The sequence below is a fragment of the uncultured Sphingomonas sp. genome (assembly GCF_964243315.1).
Classification (GTDB): domain Bacteria; phylum Pseudomonadota; class Alphaproteobacteria; order Sphingomonadales; family Sphingomonadaceae; genus Sphingomonas.
This window is the reverse complement of the sequence record NZ_CAXTEM010000036.1, coordinates 6,230-29,154: the sequence shown is the minus strand read 5'-3', so window position 1 is coordinate 29,154 and position 22,925 is coordinate 6,230. Positions and strand designations below refer to the sequence as shown.

Below are 22,925 nucleotides of genomic sequence, written 5' to 3'. Positions count from 1 at the left end.
ATGCGGCCGCTGCCGCGCGTGCGGCGGCGCAAGGTGCGGCGGACGAAGCCCGCGCGGGCGTCGCGACGGCGGAGGGCGACGAGCGGATCGCGATCGCGACGCGCGATACCGCCGAGGCTGCGCGCGCCACGGCGCGGGCGGCGCTCGCGGTGATCGACAGCGAGATGACCGCGCTGACCCGCGCGACCCAGCGCACCGGGCGCGAGCGGCTGCTCGACCGACTGACGCCTGCGCCCGGTTACGAGCGTGCGCTGGCGGCGGCACTCGGCGACGATCTGGAGCTCGGCATGGACGCGTGGCCAGGCGAGGCGCGGCGCGCGGGCGACCCTCCACCGCCTGGTGGCGTGGTCCGCCTTGCCGACCGGGTGGAGGCGCCTCCGGCATTGGCGCGGCGGCTCGCCCAGATCTTCGTGACCGACGAGGACACCGGCGTGGCGCTGGCGGTGGGACAGCGCCTCGTCACCCGGGACGGCGCGCTGCGGCGATGGGACGGGTTCGTCGTGGAGGGGAGCGGGGCGGCAGCCGCGGAACGGCTTGAACGGCTTAATCGGCTAAAGGCGCTAGCCGCGGAACGCCCGGCGGCACAGGCGGCGCTAACGGATGCCGAGGCGGCGCGGGCGGCGGTGGAGGTGACGATCGTGGCGGCACGGGCCGCCGCCGATCGCGCGCGCGCCGACCTGAAGCGGGCCGAGACCAGCGGGCGCGATGCCGCGCGCGACGAGGAACGCGCGATCGCTTCGCTCGAACGGCTGACCGGGCAGCGCGCGGATCTCGACCAGCGGGCGGCGCGGATCGCGCGGGATCATGCCGAGGCGGAGGCGGAACTGACGCGCGCCGCCGCGGTCGTCGCTGCGCTCCCCGACGGACGGGCGAGCGGCGAAGCGGTGGCGACGCTCGGCCGCGATGCCGAGCTGCGCCGTGCCGCGGTGGCGCAGGCGCGAGCCGAGCGTGGCAGCCTCGACCGCGCGGTGCAGGCCGATCGCGAACGGCTGGCGGCAGCGCTTGCCGATGCACGATCGTGGCGCGCGCGGGCGGGCGAAGCGGCCAAGCGCATCGCCGACATGGACAAGCGCCACGCGCAATTGGTCGAAGAGGCGGACGCGGTCGCCGATCGCCCGGCCGCGCTCGCAACCGCGATCGTCGCACTGGAGGCCGAGCATGCCCAGGCGCGGACGGCCGCCGAAACGCTGGCGGGCGCCGAACGCGAGGCGGATTCCGCGCTGCGGACCGTCGAGGAGCTACACCGCCGCGCCGGCGAGACGTTGTCGGCCGCGCGGGAGTCGCGCGCCGGGGCGACCGCGCGCGTCGAGAACCAGGAGCTGCGCCGCGTCGAGATGGGCCGCTTGTCGGGCGAGCGCTTCGAATGCCCCGCGGTGTTGCTGCCGGGCAAGCTCGGCTTCGACCCCGCATCGGTCCGCGATCCGAGCACCGAATCGGCGGCGCACGAACGGCTGAGCGCGGATCGCGAGCGGATCGGGCCGGTCAATCTGGTCGCCGAGCGCGAGCTTGCCGACCTGGAAGCCCTTAGCGTCGGCAACGCCGCGGAGCGCGACGAGCTGGGCCAGGCAGTCAATCGGCTGCGCGGGTCGATCGGCACGCTGAACCGCGAGGGGCGGCAGCGTCTGCTGGCGGCGTTCGAGGCGGTCGACGGGCATTTCCGGCGCTTGTTCACCGCGCTGTTCGACGGCGGGCAGGCGCATCTGGAACTGATCGATTCGGACGATCCGTTGGAGGCGGGTCTGGAGATCCTCGCTCAGCCGCCGGGCAAGCGGCTGCAGTCGCTGACGCTGTTGTCGGGCGGCGAACAGGCGCTGACCGCGGTCGCGCTGATCTTCGCGCTGTTCCTGACCAATCCCGCGCCGATCTGCGTACTCGACGAGGTCGACGCGCCGCTCGACGATGCCAATATCGAACGTTTCTGCGACCTGCTCGACCGCATGACGAAGGAGACCGACACGCGCTACCTGATCGTCACGCACAATGCGGTGACGATGAGCCGCATGCACCGGCTGTTCGGGGTGACGATGATCGAGCGCGGCGTCAGCCGGCTGGTGTCGGTCGACCTGCAAGCCGCGACGACCCTGGTGGCGGTCTGACTGCAGCTATTCGGTGAGGCCGCGGAGCAGCAGCAGCACCAGGAAGGCGGTCAGCACGAACGCGGCGAAGTTGATCAGCGCGACCGTCCGCCACAGTGCCGATCGCTTGCGCAGCGAATAGGCGCCGCGCAGTTGCACGAACATGTGGATGGGCGGGACCAGCAACGCGGCCATCACGATCCACCCTTCCGCCAGCGAGAGCGCGCCCGCGACGATCAGCGCGATCACCAGCAGCATCATGAAGCTCAGCGAATAGGTCACGAAGATCGCGTGGTCGTACAGCCCGAACCGTCGTCGCCACAGGAACAGCAGCGCCAGGAACGGCGTCGATAGCGGGATCAGGATCCAGCTGTATTTATACGCGCTCGATTGCAGCTTGTAGATGGCGAGCCCGGGATTGGCGTTCGCCTTCGCGATGCCGTGATCGAGCCGCTCCCAACCGGTCTTCATGTCGGTGAAGCTGAACTCGTCGGACTTCGCGGGCATCGCGCCGGTGACGGCGTTCAACCCCGCGATAGTGGCACGCAGCGTCGCGATGTCGTTGTCCTGATCGTTGGTCGGCTTGCCCGCCTTCACCAGCGCCGCGCGCTTGGCTTCCTCCCTGGCGAGGACCGCGCGGACCTTCTCGCGCTGGACGATCATGTCCTTGCGCGACTGGGCGCCGTTCGGCCCGACGATCGTGTCCGACATCTCGCCGCCGAACGCGCTGATCGTCGCGAACATCAGGAACACGGTGAACAGGAACAGCGCCAGGGGCGACACGAAGCGCGCGCGCTCGCCCGCGACATAGCGCCGCGTGAGGTCGCCCGGCCGGAACGCGAGCATCGGCAGCGTCCGCCAGATCTTCCCTTCGAAGTGGAACACGCCGTGCGCGATCTCGTGCCCGATCGCGCCGACGGTGCGGTGGACATGGCCGGACTGCCCGCAGGCATGGCAATGCGCGCCGATCAGCCTTGTGCCGCAGTTGAGGCACAAGGCGGTGTTGTGACCGTGCGCTTCCCCGGCATGCGGCTCCACCGCGCGTGCGGCGAGCGCACCGGTGATGATGTCTCCGGCTGCTGCGATATCCCCCGACATGCGCGGTGGGTAGCAAGGCCCGCGCGTTGGCGCGAGAGGCGATGCATGATAACGGCTGCGGATGGCCGATGCCGATGACCCCGCCGCGCTGATCGCCGATCTCGGCCGCCGCGCCCGTGCCGCCTCGCGGATCGTCGCGGCGATGCCGACCGCGGACAAGGCGCGCGGGCTCGCCGCCGCCGCCGCCGCCATCCGGGCCGAGGCGCCCGCGATCCTCGCCGCCAACGCGACCGACATGGCGCGCGGCGAAGCGGCGGGCCTGTCGGCGGCGCTGCTCGACCGTTTGCGCCTCGACGAGGATCGGGTCACGGGCATGGCCGACGGCGTCGCCGCGGTGGCGGCGCTGCCCGATCCGGTCGGCGAGGTGATCGACCGGCGCGAACGCCCTAACGGGCTGGCGCTGTCGCGGGTGCGGGTGCCGATCGGGGTGATCGGGATCGTCTACGAAAGCCGGCCCAACGTGACCGCCGACGCCGCGGCGCTGTGCGTGATGGCGGGCAACACGGTGATCCTGCGCGGCGGATCGGAGGCGATCGCGAGCAACCGCGCGATCCACGCCGTGCTGTCGCGTGCGATGACCGAGGCAGGCTTGCCGGAGGATGCGGTGCAGCTGGTGCCGACGACCGACCGTGCCGCGGTCGGCGCGATGCTGAAGGCGGACGGGGTGATCGACCTGCTGGTGCCGCGCGGCGGCAAGAGCCTGGTCGCGCGCGTTCAGGCCGAGGCGCGGGTGCCGGTGCTCGCGCATCTGGACGGCATCAACCATGTCTATGTCGATGCGTCGGCGGACCCGGCGATGGCGCGGGCGATCGTGCTCGACGCCAAGATGCGCCGGACCGGGGTGTGCGGCGCGATGGAAACGCTGCTGATCCACCGCGACTATCCCGATCCCGACGCGCTGGTCGCGGCGCTGGTCTCCGCCGATTGCGAAGTGCGCGCCGATATCGGCCTGCGCGCGATCCGGCCGGAGCTCCAGCCGGCCGAGGACGCGGACTGGGACACCGAATATCTCGACGCGATCGCCTCGGCGCGCCTGGTCGACGGCGTCGAAGACGCGATCGCGCACATCGCGCGGCACGGCTCGCACCACACCGACGCGATCGTTGCTGAAGACGTGGCAGTAGCGGAGCGCTTCCTCGCCGAAGTCGACAGCGCGATCGTCCTCTGGAACGCATCGACCCAGTTCGCCGACGGCGGCGAATTCGGCCTCGGCGCCGAGATCGGCATCGCGACGGGCCGACTGCACGCCCGCGGGCCGGTCGCGCTGGAGGGGCTGACCACGTATAAATGGGTGGGCCGCGGCACGGGGCAGATCCGGGGTTGATGGGGCTGAGTGCCCTTCCAACGTGCGCGACGTGAACGGCGGAGGCGCCGGTGGCGAGCAGATGTGCAGACACCGGGACCGCGAGCGCGCGTTCATCCGGGTCGGTCTCGATGCGGTCGAGCGCGGAGATGTGGTGCCGCATGACCAAGTCGGTGCCGAGATCGACGCGATAATCGAAAGGCATCGCGCGCGATGCGCGTAGACATGATCCCGATGGCGCCGATCGGTTGCCCTAAAGTGATCGGCACCCACGGCGCGCGGCGATCGTTCGCGTCATGACCCGCGTCGGCCTGCTCGGGGGATCGTTCAACCCGGCGCATCGGGGGCACCGGCGGGTGACGCTGGCGGCGATCCGCGCGCTCGATCTCGACCAGGCTTGGTGGCTGGTGTCGCCGGGCAATCCGTTGAAGGCGGGCGCGCGCGACATGGCGCCGCTCGCGGTTCGGCTCGCGTCGGCGAAGCGGATGGCGCGGCGCGCGCCGATCCGCGCGACTGATATCGAGGCGCGGCTCGGCACGCGCTATACGCTCGATACCATCCTCGCGCTCAGGCGGCGCTACCCCAAGACGCGGTTCGTGTGGCTGATGGGAGCGGACAATCTCGCCCAGTTCCACCGCTGGCGCGACTGGCGGCGGATCGCGCGTGCGATCCCGATTGCGGTCGTCGCGCGACCCGGCTATGACGACAAGGCCCTCGCGGCACCCGCGATGGGTTGGCTGCGGCGCTTCCAACACCCCGCACGCCATGCGAAGAACTGGACGACGTGGAGCTTGCCGGCCCTCGTGCTGCTGCGCTTTCGCCCCGACCCGACTTCCGCAACGCAGGCCCGTGCGGCCGATCCCGACTGGCACCGGCGTTTCAGCCACCCGGCCCAGCAACCCAGGAGCTAACTTGGCGACACCTTCCCCCGTAATTCGCGCGTCCGACCCGCAAGAGGTGGAGGCGCTGCACAAGCTGATCCTCGACACTCTCGAAGACGATCAGGCGGTCGAGACCGTGTCGATCCCGCTCGCGGGCAAATCGTCGATCGCCGACTTCATGGTCGTGACCTCGGGCCGGTCGACGCGGCAGGTTGCGTCGATGGCCGGGAAGCTCGCCGAGAAGATCAAGGCCGATACCGGACGCATCGTCCGGATCGAAGGTTTGCCCACCGCCGACTGGGTGCTGGTCGATGCGGGCGACATCATCATTCACCTGTTCCGCCCGGAAGTGCGCAGCTTCTACAACCTGGAACGGATGTGGGCGTTCGGCGACGCGCCGCCGCCGCCCGGCGCGAGCGATCCGGCCGCCCAGCCCGGTACCAGCACCGGCATCGATACGGTGGGGCAGGCCTGATCCTGCTTCATATCGTCGCGCGCGGCCGGATCGGGCGATCGCCCGAGGCGGAGCTCGTCGACCGGTATCTGAAGCGGATCGCGTGGCCGACGCGGGTCACCGAGCTGCCCGATCGTGGCGGCAAGCTGCCCGCCGTCGAGCCGCAGACCAAGCGCGTGATGCTGGACGAGACCGGCGAGGTGCTTGGTTCCGTCGCGTTCGCGATGCAGCTGGGGCGATGGCGCGACGATGGCGTGCGCGAGGCGCGGTTCCTGATCGGTGCGGCGGACGGTTTCGACGCCGCCGAGCGGGCCGATGCCGATCTGCTGCTGAGCTTCGGCCGCGCTACCTGGCCACATATGCTGGCGCGGGCGATGCTCGCCGAACAGCTGTTCCGCGCGGTCAGCATCCTTGCCAACCATCCTTATCACCGCGAAGGCTGATGCGGTGAGCCGGGGATGGGTATTTGCGGGGGCGATAGTGCTCGTGATCGGGATCGTGTCCGCGATCGGCGTGCGCGCACAGGTGCCGTCTGCGGCGGATCAGCGCGCCAGGCTGGCGACCGCCCAGCGCGAGGCGAGCGCCGCCGCCGCGCGCGCCGATATGCTCGCCAGACGCGCGGCGGGCGAACGTAATGCCGCCGATCGCGCGCGGATCGAGGAAGCCTCGCTTGCCGCGTGGGTCACTGCCGCCGCCGCCGAGCTGGCGGGGGCCAAGGCGCGCGCGGCGCTGGTCGATCAGCGGCTGGCGGTGCAGCGCGCGCGGTTGGGCGGGGCGCAGGCGCCGGTCGCGCGACTGCTGGCGGCGTTGCAGTCGCTGGCGCGGCGGCCGACGGTGGTCGCGATCGCCCAGCCGGGATCGGTCGACGATCTGGTCCATGTCCGGGCGGTGCTCGGCAGCGCGTTGCCTGTGGTGCGGGCGCGGACTGCGGCAGTGCGCGCCGATGTCGTACGGATGCGGTCGTTGCAGGCGAGCGCGGCGGCGGCGGCGGCGGCGCTCGCGCGGACCCGCTCCAAGCTGGAGGCGGATCGGGTCGCATTGGCGACGCTGGAGGCGACGCATCGCCAGCGCAGTCGCGCGCTCGGCCGGGGTGCCATGGGCGAATCGGACCGCGCGCTCGCGCTCGGCGAACAGGCGCGCGAGCTTGTCGACCGGATGACCGAGGAGGGCAGCGCCGCGACCACCGCGATCGACCTCGCCGCGATCGGCGGACCGCGCCCGCGTCCGGTGGCGGCGGGCAGCGTGGTGCCGACTTCCCCGCGCGGCGTCTACCGGCTCGCGGTGCGTGGGCGGCTGATGACCGGGTTCGACGAGGTTTCCGCGTCCGGCGTGCGATCGCGTGGGCTGACCTTCGCAGTCCCGCCAGCGGCGCCGGTGGTTGCACCGGCGGGGGGCGTCGTGCGCTATGCGGGGCGGTTTCGTGCGTACGGCGTGGTCGTGATCGTCGATCATGGCGGCGGCTGGACCAGCCTGATCGCGGGGCTGGGCGAGACCGCGGTCAAGGTCGGCACCCTCGTCGCGATGGGGGCGCCGATCGGCCGCGCCCCGACGGGCGACGAGCCGCGGGTCACCGTAGAGTTGCGGAGACGTGGACGGCCGATCGACATGGCGGCGTTGGTGGGTTGACGTCCGCCGCTCAGCCGCCGTTCAGCACCGGTTTGCTTTGATCCGCGCGGCAATGGCGTTAGAGATGGACGCTATCCCGTAATCAGGAAGTCCGATGGCCCGCCCGCTCCTTACCGCGACCGCCCTGCTCGGCAGCGTGATCATGATCCCGATCGCGACGCAGGCGATGGCGGCGGTCGATACCGACACCTATCGCGAGTTCGACCAGTTCCTCGACGTGTTCAATCGGGTGAAGGCGGATTATGTCGACAAGGTCGACGACAAGACGCTGATCAAGGGCGCGATCCAGGGCATGTTGGCGTCGCTCGACCCGCATTCCTCCTATGTCGACGCGCTCGATTTCGACAATCTGAAGATCCAGACCGAAGGCACTTACGGCGGATTGGGCCTGACCGTCTCGATGGAGGATGGCGCGGTCAAGGTGATCGCGCCGCAGGAGGACACGCCCGCCGCGCGCGCCGGGGTGAAATCGGGCGACTACATCACGCATATCGACGGCAAGCTGATCTACGGCGACACGCTCGATGAATCGATCGGGCTGATGCGCGGCAAGCCCGGCACCAAGATCACGCTGGGGCTGGTGCGGCCGGGGCGCGACAAGCCGCTCGAGCTGTCGATGATGCGCGAAGTCATCGTCCAGAAGCCGGTGAAGTGGGAAGTTCGCGGCGATGTCGGCTACATCAACATCAACACCTTTTCCGAAAATACCGGTGCCGATACGCGCGCCGCGATCATGGCGATCGACAAGTCGCTCGGCCATCGTCCGCTCGGCTATGTCGTCGATCTGCGCGCCAATGGCGGCGGGTTGCTGACCCAGGCGATCGCGGTCAGCGACGCGTTCCTCGATCACGGCGAGATCGTGTCGCAGCGTGGCCGCGAGAAGACCGATATCGAGCGCTACTTTGCCAAGCCCGGCGACGATGCCCACGGCCTGCCGGTCGTCGTGCTGACCGATCCGGGCACCGCGTCGGCGTCCGAGATCGTCGCTGGTGCGCTCCAGGACCACCACCGCGCGCTGGTGATGGGCGAGCGGACCTTCGGCAAGGGATCGGTGCAGACGCTGCTGCCGATCGGGCCGTCGACCGCGCTGCGCCTGACCACCGCGCGCTACTACACGCCGTCGGGCAAGTCGGTGCAGGAGGGCGGGATCGAACCCGACATCCGCGTGCCCCAGATCAGCGACCCCGACTACAAGTCGCGCCCGGTGTTCCGCGAGGCGGACCTGCGCCGCCATCTCATCAACGAGGTGAAGGCGGACGACAAGATCCTCGAGGAAGACGTCAAGACCGATCCGCGCTTCGCGATGACGCCCGAGGCGCTGAAGAAGGAAGGAGTCGAGGACTTCCAGCTCTATTATGCGCTGAAGACGGTCGCGCGGCTCGGCGGTGCCGCTCAGGTGGCAGCGGCGACCAAGCCCGTCGTGAAGACGCCGGCGGCCAAGTGACGCCATCGCTGCGGCTCGCCCGGCTGCTCGCCCTGCTGGTCCCCGCGGCGTTGCTCGCCGGGGCATGGGGCACACAGCTGATCGGGCATCTCTACCCGTGCGAGATGTGCCATTGGCAGCGCTGGCCGCATTATGCCGCGGTCGTCGTCGCGCTGCTCGCGTTCGTGGTGGCGGGACAGGCGCGCGTCCTGGTCGTCGTCGCGGCGTTGCTGATCGCGGTAAGCGGCGCGATCGGCGTCTTCCATGCCGGGGTCGAATATCATTGGTGGCCGGGAATCACCGCCTGCACCAGCACTGCGAAGCTCGATGGCCTGACCGCGGCGGCGCGGCTCGACCAATTGATGAACGCGCCCATCGTGCGTTGCGATGCCGCGCAATGGACCTTCGCGGGCGTGTCGCTCGCCGGGTTCAACGCGATCCTCTCGCTGTCGGGCGCGGCGGCGATCCTCCTGCTGCTACGGAAATCACGATGAACGGCTGGAAGCCCGGCGACCGCAAGGCCGCGACCGATTCGATGATCCGCGTCGACCAGGCGGGCGAATATGGCGCCACGCGCATCTATGCGGGGCAGCTCGCGGTGCTCGGCGACCGCCACCCCGCGGCGCGCGCGATCCACCACATGGCCGCGCAGGAGGAACGCCACCGCGCCTTCTTCGATTCGATGATCGTCAAGCGCGGCGTCCGCCCGACCATCCTCCAGCCGATCTGGAACGTCGCCGGCTTCGCGCTCGGCGCGGTGACTGCGGCGCTCGGTCCCGAGGCGGCGATGGCCTGCACCGCCGCGGTCGAAACCGAGATCGACGATCATTATGGCGAACAGCTGATCGCGCTTGGCGACAGCGACCCCGAACTCAGCGCGGCGATCGCGGATTTCCGCGCGGAGGAAGTCGAGCACCGCGACCATGCGATCTCCGCCGGTGCGGAAAGCGTGGTCGGCTATCCGGTGTTGAGCGGGCTGATCCGGCTCGGCTGCAAGGTGGCGATCGCCGCCGCGAAGAGGATTTGAGAGGAATGCCGATGCGTATCCGTGTCCCCGTATCGATCGCCGCACTCGCGACCCTCGCGCTCGCTGCTCCCGCCGCCGTCGCGCAACAGGCCGCGCTCCCGGGTGCGCCGCGGGTCAGGACCGCCGAGGGCCCGGGCGAAGTTGCCAAGCGCGCGCCGATCAACGGCGTGCTCGTGCTCTACGGCAACGAACGCTGCCCGACCGATACCAACGGCAACGAGATCGTGATCTGCGAGAAACGCGGCGCCGAAGAACAGTTTCGCGTTCCGAAGGAACTGCGCGAGTTCCAGGTGACCCCCCAGAACGAGAGCTGGGCGGCGCGCGCGCAGGGCGCGATGGATACCGGCGTCGGGGTGAGTTCGATCGGCAGCTGCTCCACCGTCGGCGCGGCTGGGGCGACCGGCTGCTTCGCGCAGCAGGCGAGAGCGGCGCGCAAGGCGAACACGGCGGCGAAGGCGGCGCAGAGCGAGGGGCAGTAGGCGTTCGGTCCCGAACGTATACGCCACCCCTGCGGAGGCCCGGGCCTAGTCGGGAAGGTGGTTGTAACGGAGCGATGCCCCTCGTCACGATCGTTTCCCACCTGGGCCCCGGCCTTCGCCGGGGTGGTGATGATGGAGACGCTCCCCGCTGCTTGTGCTCCCGCGAAGGCGGGAGCGCAGTACTGGATCCCCCCTTCGCGGGGACACAAGGGACAGGGAGCCGCGGCGACATTGCCTTGCACCAAACCCCGTCCTATCCTCCGTCCGTCACGCGACTGGCGCATTGTGGATCACCACGGGGAAGCGTGACCGAAGCGAGCCGCGCGCCTGGGCACCCCTCGTCGAAGGAGCCCGCGCATGTCCGAACCACTACACATCGCCTTCCTGCTATTCCCGAACGTCACCCAGCTCGATCTGACCGCCCCCGCACAGGTGCTGTCGCGGCTGGGTGATGCCAGGCTCGATCTCGTCTGGAAGACGCGCGATCCGGTAATGACAGACGCCGGTTTTGCGATCCTGCCGACCGCGACGCTCGCCGAGGTGTCGCGCGCGGACATCCTGTGCGTACCCGGCGGGTTCGGGGTCAACGACGTGATCGCGGACAACGAGGTGATGGCGTGGGTCGCGGCCGTCGGCGCCTCGGCCGCGTGGGTGACCAGCGTCTGCACCGGATCGCTGATCCTCGGCGCGGCCGGGCTGCTGCGCGGCTATCGCGCCGGCTGCCACTGGGCGCAGCGCGACATGCTGCCGCTGTTCGGGGCAGAACCGGTCGCCGAGCGGGTCGTCGTCGATCGCAACCGCGTGACCGGCGGCGGGGTGACCGCGGGGATCGACTTTGCGCTGACGCTGACCGGGATCCTGCGGGGCGAGGCGCACGCCAAGGCGGTCCAGCTCAGCCTGGAATACGACCCCGCGCCGCCGTTCGACAGCGGTTCGCCCGACAAGGCCGATCCGGCGATCGTCGCCGCGGTCCGGCGCCGCACCGCGCAACTCGCGCCAACCCGCGACGACGATCTGCGCGCGCTTGCGGTCAGGCGCGGTTTTTCCTGATCCCGTTGACGCGGTGCCAGATGTAGAGCGCCGCCAGCGCGACGAGCACCAGCCCGATCGCGAGATCGGCCTGGTGGAACGCGGCCTTCACCCGCGGATCGCTGTTCCACTTGTCGCCGAGCTTCATCCCCAGCCAGGCGAGCGCGAGGCAGAACGGCCACGATCCCACGAACGTGTAGATGTGGAAAGGCACCAGCCGCATCCGCGCCACGCCTGCCGGGAACGCGATGAAGGTGCGGATCACCGGCAGCAGCCGCCCGATCAGCACCGCGAGGCTTCCCCACCGCGCGAAGAACCGGTCCGCCGCGTCGAGCTCGTCCGCGCCGATCAGCAGATAGCGGCCCCAGCGTTCGACGAACGGCCGCCCGCCGCGCTTGCCCGCCTCATAGGCGACGATCGACCCGAGATTGCAGCCGAGCGCGCCCGCGGTGGCGGCGGCGTACAGGTTGAACTGGCCCGTCGACACCAGATAGCCGGCGAACGGCATGATGATTTCGGACGGCAGCGGGATGCACGCACTCTCGATCGCCATCAACAGCGCGATGCCGAGGTAACCCCCGCTTGAGATCACGCCGATGGTGAAGGTGGCCAGGGCCGCCAGGATCTTCTCGAACATGGGACTGGCGCTTGCGTGATCGGCGCGCCCAAGGAAAGCATTTTCGTGCGCGGCCGGGGACCGTCACCGGAACCACGCGGCGGCTGGCGCGCTTGCCCGCGCATGACACAGATGACGCTTAACGATGGACGCTCGATGCCGCAGCTCGGCATGGGTACCTACCAGATCCCCGACACGCAGGTCGCCTTGGTGGTACGCAAGGGGCTCGATCTCGGCTTCGAGCTGGTCGACACCGCCGCCTTCTACCATAACGAACGCGGCGTCGGCGAAGCGATGCAGGGCAGCGAGGCGTTCCTGACCACCAAATTGTGGAACGACCGTCACCGCGATGCCGAGGCGGCGCTGGACGAAAGTCTGGCGCTGCTCGGGGTCGATGCCGTCGACCTGTATTTGATCCACTGGCCGCGACCGTCGGAAGGCGCCTATGTCGATGCGTGGCGCTCGCTGGTCGCGCTGCGCGATGCGGGCAAGACGCGGTCGATCGGCGTATCGAATTTTCTGCCCGAGCATATCGACGCGATCGTCGCCGGGACCGGGGTGACGCCCGCGGTCAACCAGATCGAGCTCCACCCGCGCTTCCAGCAACGCGAGGCGCGCGCCTATCATGAGGCGCACGGCATCGTGACGCAGAGCTGGAGCCCGCTCGGGCAGGGCGGGACGCTGCTTCATGATCCCGCGGTCGAAGCCGCGGCGGCGAAGCATGGCCGGTCGGCCGCACAGGTGGTGATCGCCTGGCACCTCGCGCACGGCCTGTCGGTGATCCCGAAGGCCGCGGATGCCGAGCATCTCAGCGACAACTTCGCAGCGCTCGACCTGACGCTGGACGACGAGGACATCGCGGCGATCGATGCGCTGGACGACGCGGACGGGCGGATCGGGCCGGATCCGGCGGTGTTGTAGGTCTTACCGACTTGCGCTTCGGTCATTGTGTCCCCGCAAAGGCGGCGACCCAGTACTGAGCTCCCGCCTTCGCGGGAGCACATTTGCGGCAAGCCGAGGCCTTCACCTACCCAACCGGCTCCAACATCGCCGCCGCCGCGCGCAGATCGTCCACGAACCGCGCATATTCCTCGGCCTTCTGTACCTCGTCGGGCAGGCGCAGCAGATAGCTCGGATGCACCGTGATCCACGCGACGCCCCCGCCCGGCAGGTCGATCGCGCGCCCGCGTTCGCGGCCGATCGTCATGGTGCGCCCGAACAGCGATCGCGCCGCGGTCGCGCCCATCGCAACGGTGACCTGCGGCTTCACCAGCAGGCGTTCCTGATCGATCCACCAACGGCATGCATCGATCTCGCCGATGCCGGGCTTGCTGTGGATGCGCCGCTTGCCGCGCTGTTCGAATTTGAAATGCTTGACCGCGTTGGTGACGTAGACCCGCGACCGATCGACCTGCGCCTCCGCCAGCGCGCGGTCGAACACCTGCCCTGCGGGGCCGACGAACGGCCGGCCGGCAAGGTCCTCCTGATCGCCGGGCTGCTCGCCGACCACCATCATCGCCGCGTCGACCGGACCTTCCCCGAACACCGTCTGCGTCGCGGGCTTGTAGAGCGGGCAGCGGGTGCACCCCATCGCCTCTTCGCGTAGCGCCGCCAATGCGGCCGCGCTGTTGCCGCCGATGGTGTCGCGCGCCGTTTCGATCATCCCGCTCTCCCGTGCCTGCGCGCCCGCGATCAGCGCCGGGACGAGCGCGGTTTCGGGCATGTTCTTCCAGTATTTCCGCGGCATCTCTCGCAGCATCGCGCCGATCTTCAGCCGCGCCGGGTTGAAGATGTTGGCGTAATAGGTCTTCCAGACCTCCTCGGTCGGATCGCCATCGGGCGCGTCGGCCTTGCTCGCCCCGGGGCCTTCGGTGAGCGTGGTGCCGTCCCAGTGGATCGAGACCTCGGGCGTCAGAATCGACCAGCGCATGCTGGCGAAGCGATCGATGAAGAAGCCCGCATTGACCCGGACGATGTGGTGATCGGGTTCGAACCAGGCGACGAAGCGCGGTCCGCCATCATCGGCCACCTCGCGGAAGCGGACGAAGGCGCGCATCTTGTGGATGTCGCGACGCACATCCTTCGCGATCGTGTCGAGCCGGCGGACCAGCGGGTCGGCGCGGTCGTCCATCAGCTTCGGCTCGTGGCGAAGCCGCACCAGCAGCGTGTAGAGCAGTGCGAAGCGTTCGGGTTCGCGGGCGAGGATCGCGCGCTTGGCGAGATCGATGAAGGCGCGGGGTACGGCGAAGGACGGGCCGGGCGGGGCAGGTCCCGCGTCCGCCACCGCGGCGAACAAATCGCCGGGCGCATCGCCGACCTGCCAGACCACTTCTTCCGGCGCCACTCCGCCCGCGGCGAGGCTGCGCGCGGCGTCGCGCCACGCGTCGAAATCATCGGGTTGGGGGATGGTTACGACGTGCAAGCTGGCCCTTCTCCCATTCGACCACCACCATCATTACCACCACCCCGGCGAAGGCCGGGGCCCAGGTCGGAAACGATCGTGACGACGCGCAGCACCCATTTACGACCGTTCCCCAACTGGGCCCCGGCCTTCGCCGGGGTGGCGGTAACCTCAGGGTGCCGGCAGCATTCGGGGTGGCTTGCGTAGCGAATGCCTACATCCTCTCGAGGCAGCCAACGATCTTCCACGGCAGCGTTTCCGCTCAAGCCGCGAACAATTCCATCTGCTTGGGCTTCGGCTTGGCGCGCGGCATCACCTCGGCGCGATCGGCGAGCACCACCGGACGCCAATCCTCGGCGACAATGAACGGCCGCACTTTCGCCACCGACACCGTCAGTCGCGCGACATCGGCGAGGTGCAGCCGCCGCCAGCGCCGGCTCGTCAGGATCGACGCGACCGCCTTCGTGCCCAACCCCGGCACCCGTAGCAGCATCTCGCGCGGGGCGCGGTTGACGTCGACCGGGAAGGAGCCGCGGAACTTCAGTGCCCAGGCGAGCTTGGGATCGATGTCGAGCGGCAGCATTCCGGTCGCATCGTCCGCCGCAGCGACCACCTCGGCCGGCGTGAACTCGTAGAAGCGCATCAGCCAGTCGGACTGGTAGAGCCGGTGCTCGCGCATCAGCGGCGGCCGCTGCAGCGGCAACACCGCGCTGGCATCGGGGATCGGGCTGAACGCCGAATAATAGACGCGCCGTAGGTCGAACCGGTCGTAGAGCGACGACGCGCGAGTGACGATGTCGCCATCGGTCGCCGCGTCGGCGCCGACGATCATTTGCGTCGATTGCCCCGCAGGTGCGAAGCGCGGCGCCGACTTGTAGCGCTTTTTGGCGTCCTTCAAGTCGATGATCGAGGTCTTCACCTCGCGCATCGCGGTCTCGATCCGCGCGCCGTCCTTCTCGGGCGCGAGACGCTTTAGCCCGCCCGCGGTCGGTAGCTCGACGTTGATCGACACGCGATCGGCGTAGAGGCCCGCCTGGTGAACAAGCTCGGGATCGGCGTCGGGGATGGTCTTGAGGTGGATATAACCGCGGAACTGATGATCCTCGCGCAGGCTGCGCGCGACCTCAACGATCTGCTCCATCGTGTAGTTCGACGACGCGATGATGCCCGACGAGAGGAACAGCCCCTCGATATAATTGCGCTTGTAGAAGGCGAGGGTGAGATCGACGACCTCCTGCGCGGTGAAGCGCGCACGGCGGACGTTCGAGCTCTTGCGGTTGATGCAGTAATGGCAGTCGAAGATGCAGCTGTTGGTCAGCAGGATCTTGAGCAGGCTGATGCACCGACCGTCGGGCGCATAGGCATGGCAGATGCCCATTCCGCTGTCGGTCGAGCCGATGCCCTTGCCGTCGCGCGAGGTCCGCTTGACGCTGCCGGAGGAGGAACAGGACGCATCGTACTTGGCGGCATCGGCGAGGATCGCCAGCTTCTCACGGGTGTCGAGCTGCGCCATCCCGTTCGATATATGTTCTAGAGGTGCCGCTGGCAAGTAATTGTCAGCATGCAATCTTACCCTCGAGGGCGGGCCTGCGGGTATGTGCCAAGCACGCGCATCCATTTGGAATGGAAGCCCAGCTCCTCAATCGCACGGTCCAGCCCGGGGTCACTCGGGCGGCCGACCACGTCGGCGTAGAATTCGGTCGCGGCGAAGCTGCCGCCGCGCTGGTAGCTCTCAAGCTTGGTCATGTTGACGCCGTTGGTCGCGAACCCGCCCAATGCCTTGTAGAGCGCCGCGGGGACGTTCTTCACCTCGAACACCAGAGTGGTCATCACCGCGCCGTCCCCCAGCACCGGCATACCGCCGCGGGCGAGCACCACGAACCGGGTCATGTTGTGATCCGCATCGGCGATGTCGGTCGCGAGCAGCTCCAGCCCGTAGATCGCCGCCGCACCCGGCGGTGCCAGCGCAGCGACGCTGGGGTCGCCCAGTTCGGCGACATAGGCGGCGGCGCCGGCGGTGTCGGGGTAGCTCGCCTGGCGAATGCCGTGCGCCTTCAGCCAATGCCGGCACTGGCCGAGCGCCTGGGGATGGCTCATCGCCTCGCGCACCCCGTCGCGCGGGCCGAGCCCCATCAACGCATGGCGGATCGACAGGAAATGCTCGCCGGTGATCACCAGTCCGGATTCGGGGAGCAGGAAATGGATGTCGGCGACGCGGCCGTGCAGCGAATTCTCGATCGGGATCATCGCGCAATCGGCGCGGCCTTCCTTCACCGCGTCGATCGCGTCGTCGAACGAGAAGCACGGCAGCGGCAGCGCGTCGGGAAACGCCTCCACCACCGCGACATGGCTGTTGGCGCCGGGCGCTCCCTGGAAGGCGACGCAGCGATCGGGCGACCGCGCCGCGGCATCGATCATGGCCGCGACGATCGGGCGGGCGGGCGCGGCGAAGTTCTGCATGGCTCATGCGCGTTACGGTCGCGGCGTTTCGCGTTCAAGCGCCGCTTGCGGTGACTGACTGCCTTTTCTATGGGGTAGCGACTTTATTTCAGGGGCTCGGCGCGCAACCATGGACAATCGGACCAACACGATCGCTGGCTGGACGCTGGCTGCCTGCGGTGCAGCGCTGGGCCTGTCAATCGTCGGCGGCATGGTGTTCCACGGCGAGCGGCCGGAGAAGATGGGCTATGCGATCGAGGGCGTCGAGGCCGAGGGTGGGGCCGGCGGTGCCGCTGCCGAGGTGCCGATCGCGGCGCTGCTCGCGACTGCCGATGCGGCCAAGGGTGCCGAAGTCTTCAAGAAGTGCGCCGCGTGCCACACGATCAACCAGGGCGGCGCCAACGGCGTCGGGCCGAACCTGTATGGCACGCTCGGCGAGGCGGTCGCGCAGGGCAAGGGCGGCTATCCGTTCTCCGATGCGCTGAAGGCGGTCGGCGGCAATTGGGACTTTGACAAGATGAACGCGTGGCTGATCAGCCCGCGCAAGTTCGCGAACGGCACCAAGATGACCTTCGCCGGCCTCGGCAACCCGCAGGACCGTGCCAACGTCATCCTGTACCTCAATCAGCAGGGCTCGAACCTGCCGCTGCCCGCCGCGCCCCCAGCGGGCGCCGCGGTTCCCGCGGACGGCGTCGCGGTGACCCCGGCGTCCAAGGCCGAGAACGGCGTGCGCGACGGCACCGCGGACATCAGCAACACCGGCACCCCTGCCTCTGGGGCTCCATCGGTCGATCCGAACGCCGCGATCGAGGGTGCGAAGGCGGGGAAGTAACGGCGCTACGCCGGTTGCGGATGTCTGATCGGTCGCACCGAGCTTACGCCGTCATCCCCGCGCAGGCGGGGATCCATACTGGCGAAGCTCGCGATCGATCATCGACGGCGTAGGATCTGGATCCCCGCCTGCGCGGGGATGACGAGAATTTCAGTGAGCAGCGGGTAAGCGGCTCGCCGATCCTCAGACCGGCGGCGAGGGATCCTGCTTCGCGCGTTCGTCGTAGAAGCGCTGCACCGCCGCCCAGGCCTCGTCCGCCGTCTCGACGAAGGTGAAGATGCCGAGGTCGCGTTCGGACACCACGCCCTCCTCGACCAGCGCCTCGAAATTGACGACCCGGTCCCAGAACGCGCGGCCGACCAGCAGGACCGGGATCGGGGCGATCTTGCCGGTCTGGATCAACGTCAGCAGCTCGAACAACTCGTCGAACGTGCCGAACCCACCCGGAAACGCCGCCAGCGCGCGGGCGTGAAGCAGGAAGTGCATCTTTCGCAACGCGAAATAGTGAAACTGCATCGACAGCGCCGGCGTGACGTACGGATTGGGCGCCTGTTCGTGCGGCAGGACGATGTTGAGCCCGATCGATTCGGCGCCGACATCGTGCGCGCCGCGATTAGCGGCCTCCATGATCGACGGTCCGCCGCCCGAACACACCACGAATTGGCGTTTGCCGTTCTCGTCGGTCGGCAACTGGCTGACCTTCTGCGCGAGCTCGCGCGCGACCTCGTAATAGCGCGACTTCTCGACCAGCTTCTGCGCGATCGCGCGGCCCTTCTCGTCGGCCGCCAGATCGAGCATCGACTGCGCCTTGGCCGGCTCCGGAATGCGCGCGGAGCCGTAGAAGACGAAGGTCGAAGCGATGTTGGCCTCGTCGAGCAGCAATTGCGGCTTCAGCAATTCCAGCTGGAAGCGCACCGGGCGTAGATCCTCGCGCAGCAGGAAATCCATGTCCTGGAACGCCAGCCGATAGGCCGGATTTTCGGTTTGCGGCGTCGAGAGGCCGGCATTGGCGGTCTCGGCATCCTGCTTGGCGCGTGGGAAGACGCGGCTCGGTACGCGGGTATCGGTCATGCGGGCGCGGGTAGGGCAAAGCGCGCCGCGACGCTAGCGGCAGAAGCGCGCGCCGTCATTCTCGAGATGCAGGTGATTGCGGTGCGCGGCGTTGTAATCGGGCGACAATACCGTTCCAAAGCGCTTGCATGCCGAGGCGCGGATGGTCTGCAAGAACGCGTGAACCGCAGGATCGGGCGAGGTCCAGTCGTTCAGGATGGTGACGCGCCGCCCGTCCTTCAGCACGAACCCGCCGATGTCGATCGCGTTGGCGATCGCGTGGCCTGATCGCCGGTCGGCGTTGCGGGCCGAACCGACGACGTTGCGGCACGCATAGCTGCCCATCGTCTCGACCCGTGCGAGTTCGCTGCCCAGCATCTGAAACGCGGCGGGTGCGACCGCGTGGCGGATCCACGAGTCGAACGCCCGCGCTTGGCCGCAGCGGACCGCGGTCAACCCGGTGACCGGCACTCCGATCTCGATCAGCTGCACCGCGCCCGCGAGCCCGCAACCATTGCCGTAATCCTTGTCGGGCAGCACCCGGAACGCGATGCTTTCCGCACGCAGATCGGCGAGGCACTGGGTGGTCTCGCGTAGCGACGGTGCCGCGATCCGCCGCGGCTGTTGCGCAGGCCTTTCGGTCTTGCCGCAGGCGGCGAGTAGGACGAGCAGGATCAGGATGGCGGGTTTCATCGGTGCTTCATCGAGCCATCTCAGCGCTTTGTCGATGTCGCTTGCCCTCCGACCGGCGCATCTCTAGGGCCGTCGGCGGGCCACGCCGTCCCAACGCGGCGCGTGCTCTCTGTAAGGAGAGATACATTGACGGATACCGCGACCGCACCCGTTACCGGTGCGCCTACCAAGCCTGCGACCAAGCCGGCTCGCCCCTATTTCTCGTCGGGACCTTGCGCCAAGCCACCGGGCTGGGATGCGTCGCGTCTGGCGACCGAGGTGCTGGGCCGCTCGCATCGCTCGAAGATCGGCAAGGCGCGGCTGCAATACAGCATCGACCTGATGCGCGAACTGCTTGGCCTGCCCGATACCCACCGCATCGGCATCGTGCCCGGTTCCGACACCGGCGCGTTCGAGATGGCGATGTGGACGATGCTGGGCGCGCGACCGGTGACGACGCTGGCGTGGGAGAGCTTCGGCGAAGGCTGGGTGACCGATGCGGTCAAGCAGCTGAAGATCGACCCCACCGTGATCCGTGCGGATTACGGCGCGTTGCCGGATCTCGGGCAGGTCGATTGGTCGACCGACGTGCTGTTCACCTGGAATGGCACCACCAGCGGCGTGCGCGTGCCGAACGGCGACTGGATCGCCGACGATCGCGAAGGCTTGAGCTTTGCCGACGCGACCAGCGCGGTGTTTGCGTACGACATTCCCTGGGACAAGATCGACGTTGCGACCTTCTCCTGGCAGAAGGTGATGGGCGGCGAGGGCGGCCACGGCGTCATCATCCTCGGGCCGCGCGCGGTCGAGCGGCTGGAGAGCTATACCCCCGCGTGGCCGTTGCCGAAGGTCTTCAGGCTGGTGTCGAAGGGCAAGCTCGCTGAGGGCGTGTTCAAGGGCGAGACGATCAACACGCCGTCGATGCTCGCGGTTGAGGATGCGATCTTCTGCCTCGAATGGGCGAAGTCGCTCGGGGCCGGCGGCTTGATCGCGCGGTCGGACGCCAATGCCGCGGCGTTGGACAGGATCGTCGCGACGCGCGACTGGCTCGGGCACCTTGCCGCCGATCCCGCGTCGCGGTCGCGGACCAGCGTTTGCCTGACGGTCGAGGGCGCGGACGAAGCGCTCATCAAGACGATGGCGTCGCTGCTGGAAAAGGAAGGCGCCGCGTTCGACGTCGCCGGCTATCGCGACGCGCCGCCGGGGTTGCGCATCTGGTGCGGTGCGACCGTCGACACCGCCGATATCGAGGCACTCGGGCCGTGGCTCGACTGGGCCTATTCGACCGCGAAGAGCGCGTAATTTCCCGCCCCTTTTTCGTCTTCCCGGCGAACGCCGGGACTCATGGTTACGGCGTCTGCGCCAACGGAGCGCGCGCTGTCCATGGGCCCCGGCTTCCGCCGGGGTGACGGGGAGGGGGTTATTCATACCCAATCAAAGGACCTAACCCATGCCCAAAGTCCTCATCAGCGACAAGATGGACCCCCGCGCCGCCCAGATCTTCCGCGAGCGCGGGGTCGAGGTCGACGAGATCACCGGCAAGACCCCCGACGAACTGATCGCGATGGTCGGCGACTATGACGGGCTCGCGATCCGCAGCTCGACCAAGGTGACCAAGGCGATCCTCGACGCCGCGACCAATCTGAAGGTTGTCGGCCGCGCCGGCATCGGCGTCGACAATGTCGATATTCCCGCCGCCTCGGCGAAGGGCGTGGTCGTCATGAACACCCCCTTCGGCAACAGCATCACCACCGCCGAACACGCGATCGCGCTGATGTTCGCGCTCGCCCGCCAGCTGCCCGAGGCCGACGCGTCGACCCAGGCGGGCAAGTGGGAGAAGAACCGTTTCATGGGGGTCGAGCTGACCTCCAAAACGCTCGGGCTGATCGGCGCGGGCAATATCGGCTCGATCGTCGCGGATCGCGCACGCGGGCTGAAGATGAAGGTGGTCGCGTTCGATCCCTTCCTCACCCCCGAACGCGCGGTCGAGATGGGCGTGGAGAAGGTAACGCTCGACGAACTGCTCGCGCGTGCCGACTTCATCACGCTGCACACCCCGCTGACCGACAGCACCCGCAACATCCTGTCGGCCGAGGCGCTCGCCAAGACCAAGCCCGGCGTGCGGATCATCAATTGCGCGCGCGGCGGGCTGATCGACGAGGTCGCGCTGAAGGCGGCGCTCGATTCGGGGCAGGTCGGCGGCGCTGCGCTCGACGTGTTCGTCGAGGAACCCGCCAAGGCTTCGCCGCTGTTCGGCACGCCTAATTTCGTCTCGACCCCGCATCTCGGCGCGTCGACCACCGAGGCGCAGGTCAACGTCGCCATTCAGGTGGCCGAGCAGATGGCGGACTTCCTGGTCTCGGGCGGGGTCACCAACGCGCTCAACATGCCGTCGTTGTCGGCGGAGGAAGCGCCCAAGCTGAAGCCGTATATGGCGCTCGCCGAGAAGCTCGGCAGCCTGGTCGGCCAGCTCACCACCGGCGCGATCCCGCGGATCTCGATCCACAGCGAGGGCGCCGCCGCCGAGCTGAACCAGAAGCCGCTGTCGAGCGCGGTGCTCAGCGGCTTTCTGCGCACCCAGACCGACACGGTGAACATGGTCAACGCCCCCGTGCTGGCGCGCGAGCGGGGCATGGAGGTGCGCGAGGTGCGTACCGAGCGCGAGGGCGATTACCACACGCTGCTGCGGGTATCGGTTAAGACCGACGCGGGCGAACGCTCGGTTGCGGGGACGCTGTTCGGCGACCAGGCGCCGCGGCTCGTCGAGCTGTTCGGGATCAAGGTCGAGGCCGATCTGGTCGGGCCGATGCTCTACGTCGTCAACGAGGACGCGCCGGGCTTCATCGGCCGGCTCGGCACCGCGCTGGGCGAGGCGGGCGTCAACATCGGCACCTTCCATCTCGGCCGCCGTGAGGCGGGCGGAGAGGCGGTGCTGTTGCTGTCGGTCGACGAGCCGGTCACCGCCGACCTGCTCGCGACGGTGAAGGCGCTCCCAGGCGTCCGCACCGCGATGGGCCTCAACTTCTAAAAGGCCGGTGCGGTCTTGCGCCCTCTCCCCGGCGGGGAGAGGGCTGGGGTGAGGGGTTGCCGCGAGCGATGTCGTTCGTGATAGTCGTGAACGTGAAGATCGATCCCGTTCTCCTCGACCGCGCTAGGAAGATGCGTCGGGAACCCACCGAGGCGGAAGCTCGGTTGTGGCGGCATCTTCGCAATCGGCAGCTCGGCGGCGTCAAGTTCGTCCGACAGCACGTCGGCGGCGCCATACCCGACTTCGTCGCTAGATCCGCGAAACTCATCATCGAAGTTGACGGCGACACCCACAGCGATCAAGCGCGCGACGAACGCCGATCGGCGCTGCTTCAGAAACAAGGTTTCAACGTGATCCGCTTCAGCAATCTGGACGTGATGACCAATCCGGACGGCGTTTGCCATGCGATCATCGTCGCGCTTGGGGCAGCCCCCCCCCCCCCCCCCCCCCCCCCCCCCGGGGGGGGGGGGGGGGGGGGGGGGGTTGTTTCCG

General features: G+C 68.8%; 22 protein-coding genes, 1 pseudogene and 1 riboswitch. Of the genes and pseudogenes, 16 read left to right on the top strand and 7 right to left on the bottom strand.

Translation table 11 applies throughout. The features are described 5' to 3' along the window. Positions 1-2,096, top strand: a pseudogene (locus tag ACFE77_RS11120) (chromosome segregation protein); the annotation flags it as partial. A gap of 6 nt (positions 2,097-2,102) precedes the next feature. Here ACFE77_RS11120 and ACFE77_RS11115 read toward each other — a convergent pair. Continuing rightward, the gene (locus ACFE77_RS11115) at positions 2,103-3,173 is read right to left on the bottom strand and encodes a DUF3667 domain-containing protein (RefSeq protein WP_375421706.1); all 1,071 of its coding nucleotides are present in this window, start codon (positions 3,171-3,173) and stop codon (positions 2,103-2,105) included. 61 nt (positions 3,174-3,234) lie between these two features. Between ACFE77_RS11115 and ACFE77_RS11110 the strand changes: the two genes are divergently transcribed. The 10 genes from ACFE77_RS11110 to ACFE77_RS11065 all read left to right on the top strand — a co-directional run bounded on the left by ACFE77_RS11110 (position 3,235) and on the right by ACFE77_RS11065 (position 11,416). Then, complete coding sequence (locus ACFE77_RS11110; RefSeq protein WP_375421705.1) at positions 3,235-4,497, top strand: glutamate-5-semialdehyde dehydrogenase; 1,263 nt, start codon at positions 3,235-3,237, stop codon at positions 4,495-4,497. 275 nt (positions 4,498-4,772) lie between these two features. Then, complete coding sequence (locus ACFE77_RS11105; RefSeq protein ID WP_375421704.1) at positions 4,773-5,387, top strand: nicotinate-nucleotide adenylyltransferase; 615 nt, start codon at positions 4,773-4,775, stop codon at positions 5,385-5,387. Position 5,388: 1 nt separating this feature from the next. Continuing rightward, positions 5,389-5,832 carry a ribosome silencing factor gene (rsfS, locus tag ACFE77_RS11100; RefSeq protein ID WP_375421703.1) on the top strand — a complete coding sequence of 148 codons (444 nt, stop codon included), beginning with the start codon at positions 5,389-5,391 and terminating at the stop codon, positions 5,830-5,832. Further along, complete coding sequence (locus ACFE77_RS11095; RefSeq protein ID WP_375421707.1) at positions 5,832-6,254, top strand: 23S rRNA (pseudouridine(1915)-N(3))-methyltransferase RlmH; 423 nt, start codon at positions 5,832-5,834, stop codon at positions 6,252-6,254. Before rsfS ends, ACFE77_RS11095 begins: the two co-directional genes overlap by 1 nt. 4 nt (positions 6,255-6,258) lie before the next feature. Continuing rightward, a complete protein-coding gene (locus ACFE77_RS11090; protein WP_375421702.1) occupies positions 6,259-7,437 on the top strand; it encodes a murein hydrolase activator EnvC family protein in 1,179 nt (392 codons plus the stop codon). Positions 7,438-7,531: 94 nt separating this feature from the next. Beyond that, positions 7,532-8,881: a S41 family peptidase gene (locus ACFE77_RS11085; RefSeq protein ID WP_375421701.1), complete on the top strand. Its 1,350-nt coding sequence runs from the start codon at positions 7,532-7,534 to the stop codon at positions 8,879-8,881. Further along, positions 8,878-9,354 (top strand): disulfide bond formation protein B, encoded by a 477-nt coding sequence (locus ACFE77_RS11080; RefSeq protein ID WP_375421700.1) that lies wholly within the window; start codon positions 8,878-8,880, stop codon positions 9,352-9,354. The genes ACFE77_RS11085 and ACFE77_RS11080 overlap by 4 nt, the downstream gene beginning before the upstream one ends. Next, complete coding sequence (locus ACFE77_RS11075) at positions 9,351-9,887, top strand: demethoxyubiquinone hydroxylase family protein (protein WP_375421699.1); 537 nt, start codon at positions 9,351-9,353, stop codon at positions 9,885-9,887. Before ACFE77_RS11080 ends, ACFE77_RS11075 begins: the two co-directional genes overlap by 4 nt. An 11-nt stretch (positions 9,888-9,898) precedes the next feature. After that, entirely contained in the window at positions 9,899-10,366 is a 468-nt protein-coding gene (locus tag ACFE77_RS11070) for a hypothetical protein (protein WP_375421698.1), read from the top strand. A 261-nt stretch (positions 10,367-10,627) separates the two neighbouring features. After that, positions 10,628-10,706, top strand: a riboswitch (ZMP/ZTP riboswitch). Between the two features lie 17 nt (positions 10,707-10,723). Continuing rightward, positions 10,724-11,416, top strand: a complete 693-nt coding sequence (locus tag ACFE77_RS11065; RefSeq protein ID WP_375421697.1) for a DJ-1/PfpI family protein — start codon at positions 10,724-10,726, stop codon at positions 11,414-11,416. Here ACFE77_RS11065 and ACFE77_RS11060 read toward each other — a convergent pair. Beyond that, positions 11,397-12,032, bottom strand: coding sequence for a DedA family protein (locus ACFE77_RS11060; protein ID WP_375421696.1), 636 nt, complete (start codon positions 12,030-12,032; stop codon positions 11,397-11,399). The genes ACFE77_RS11065 and ACFE77_RS11060 overlap by 20 nt on opposite strands. Before the next feature lie 102 nt (positions 12,033-12,134). Between ACFE77_RS11060 and ACFE77_RS11055 the strand changes: the two genes are divergently transcribed. After that, positions 12,135-12,932: an aldo/keto reductase gene (locus tag ACFE77_RS11055; protein ID WP_375421695.1), complete on the top strand. Its 798-nt coding sequence runs from the start codon at positions 12,135-12,137 to the stop codon at positions 12,930-12,932. Positions 12,933-13,038: 106 nt separating this feature from the next. Here ACFE77_RS11055 and ACFE77_RS11050 read toward each other — a convergent pair whose 3' ends face one another. The 3 genes from ACFE77_RS11050 to ACFE77_RS11040 form a co-directional block, all read right to left on the bottom strand. Continuing rightward, positions 13,039-14,433 carry a UdgX family uracil-DNA binding protein gene (locus tag ACFE77_RS11050; RefSeq protein ID WP_375421694.1) on the bottom strand — a complete coding sequence of 465 codons (1,395 nt, stop codon included), beginning with the start codon at positions 14,431-14,433 and terminating at the stop codon, positions 13,039-13,041. A 241-nt stretch (positions 14,434-14,674) separates the two neighbouring features. Next, on the bottom strand, positions 14,675-15,925 hold the full coding sequence (locus ACFE77_RS11045; RefSeq protein WP_375421693.1) for a putative DNA modification/repair radical SAM protein: 1,251 nt from the start codon (positions 15,923-15,925) through the stop codon (positions 14,675-14,677). Between the two features lie 56 nt (positions 15,926-15,981). Beyond that, positions 15,982-16,872, bottom strand: coding sequence for a prephenate dehydratase (locus ACFE77_RS11040; protein ID WP_375421692.1), 891 nt, complete (start codon positions 16,870-16,872; stop codon positions 15,982-15,984). A gap of 109 nt (positions 16,873-16,981) precedes the next feature. On the opposite strand from ACFE77_RS11040, the gene ACFE77_RS11035 reads away from it, so the two are divergent. Next, complete coding sequence (locus tag ACFE77_RS11035; protein WP_375421691.1) at positions 16,982-17,683, top strand: c-type cytochrome; 702 nt, start codon at positions 16,982-16,984, stop codon at positions 17,681-17,683. A 183-nt stretch (positions 17,684-17,866) separates the two neighbouring features. Here ACFE77_RS11035 and ACFE77_RS11030 read toward each other — a convergent pair whose 3' ends face one another. Continuing rightward, positions 17,867-18,754, bottom strand: a complete 888-nt coding sequence (locus ACFE77_RS11030; protein WP_375421690.1) for a TIGR00730 family Rossman fold protein — start codon at positions 18,752-18,754, stop codon at positions 17,867-17,869. 33 nt (positions 18,755-18,787) lie between these two features. Continuing rightward, positions 18,788-19,426, bottom strand: a complete 639-nt coding sequence (locus ACFE77_RS11025) for an extensin family protein (RefSeq protein WP_375421689.1) — start codon at positions 19,424-19,426, stop codon at positions 18,788-18,790. A gap of 126 nt (positions 19,427-19,552) precedes the next feature. Here ACFE77_RS11025 and ACFE77_RS11020 point away from each other — a divergent pair, with 126 nt between their 5' ends. The 3 genes from ACFE77_RS11020 to ACFE77_RS11010 all read left to right on the top strand — a co-directional run. After that, positions 19,553-20,707: a phosphoserine transaminase gene (locus ACFE77_RS11020; protein ID WP_375421688.1), complete on the top strand. Its 1,155-nt coding sequence runs from the start codon at positions 19,553-19,555 to the stop codon at positions 20,705-20,707. A gap of 148 nt (positions 20,708-20,855) precedes the next feature. After that, positions 20,856-22,433 carry a phosphoglycerate dehydrogenase gene (gene serA / locus ACFE77_RS11015; protein ID WP_375421687.1) on the top strand — a complete coding sequence of 526 codons (1,578 nt, stop codon included), beginning with the start codon at positions 20,856-20,858 and terminating at the stop codon, positions 22,431-22,433. 68 nt (positions 22,434-22,501) lie between these two features. After that, positions 22,502-22,925, top strand: a 424-nt coding sequence (locus ACFE77_RS11010; protein ID WP_375421686.1) for an endonuclease domain-containing protein, incomplete at its 3' end; no start/stop codon positions are given.

What these genes read in the sequence shown, in the direction of transcription:
- ACFE77_RS11115 (WP_375421706.1), bottom strand. Translation starts at nt 3,173, where the DNA reads ATGTCGGGGGATATCGCAGCAGCCGGAGACATCATCACCGGTGCGCTC.
- ACFE77_RS11110 (WP_375421705.1), top strand. Translation starts at nt 3,235, where the DNA reads ATGGCCGATGCCGATGACCCCGCCGCGCTGATCGCCGATCTCGGCCGC.
- ACFE77_RS11105 (WP_375421704.1), top strand. Translation starts at nt 4,773, where the DNA reads ATGACCCGCGTCGGCCTGCTCGGGGGATCGTTCAACCCGGCGCATCGG.
- ACFE77_RS11085 (WP_375421701.1), top strand. Translation starts at nt 7,532, where the DNA reads ATGGCCCGCCCGCTCCTTACCGCGACCGCCCTGCTCGGCAGCGTGATC.
- ACFE77_RS11075 (WP_375421699.1), top strand. Translation starts at nt 9,351, where the DNA reads ATGAACGGCTGGAAGCCCGGCGACCGCAAGGCCGCGACCGATTCGATG.
- ACFE77_RS11070 (WP_375421698.1), top strand. Translation starts at nt 9,899, where the DNA reads ATGCGTATCCGTGTCCCCGTATCGATCGCCGCACTCGCGACCCTCGCG.
- ACFE77_RS11065 (WP_375421697.1), top strand. Translation starts at nt 10,724, where the DNA reads ATGTCCGAACCACTACACATCGCCTTCCTGCTATTCCCGAACGTCACC.
- ACFE77_RS11060 (WP_375421696.1), bottom strand. Translation starts at nt 12,032, where the DNA reads ATGTTCGAGAAGATCCTGGCGGCCCTGGCCACCTTCACCATCGGCGTG.
- ACFE77_RS11055 (WP_375421695.1), top strand. Translation starts at nt 12,135, where the DNA reads ATGACACAGATGACGCTTAACGATGGACGCTCGATGCCGCAGCTCGGC.
- ACFE77_RS11045 (WP_375421693.1), bottom strand. Translation starts at nt 15,925, where the DNA reads ATGGCGCAGCTCGACACCCGTGAGAAGCTGGCGATCCTCGCCGATGCC.
- ACFE77_RS11040 (WP_375421692.1), bottom strand. Translation starts at nt 16,872, where the DNA reads ATGCAGAACTTCGCCGCGCCCGCCCGCCCGATCGTCGCGGCCATGATC.
- ACFE77_RS11035 (WP_375421691.1), top strand. Translation starts at nt 16,982, where the DNA reads ATGGACAATCGGACCAACACGATCGCTGGCTGGACGCTGGCTGCCTGC.
- ACFE77_RS11030 (WP_375421690.1), bottom strand. Translation starts at nt 18,754, where the DNA reads ATGACCGATACCCGCGTACCGAGCCGCGTCTTCCCACGCGCCAAGCAG.
- ACFE77_RS11025 (WP_375421689.1), bottom strand. Translation starts at nt 19,426, where the DNA reads ATGAAACCCGCCATCCTGATCCTGCTCGTCCTACTCGCCGCCTGCGGC.
- serA (WP_375421687.1), top strand. Translation starts at nt 20,856, where the DNA reads ATGCCCAAAGTCCTCATCAGCGACAAGATGGACCCCCGCGCCGCCCAG.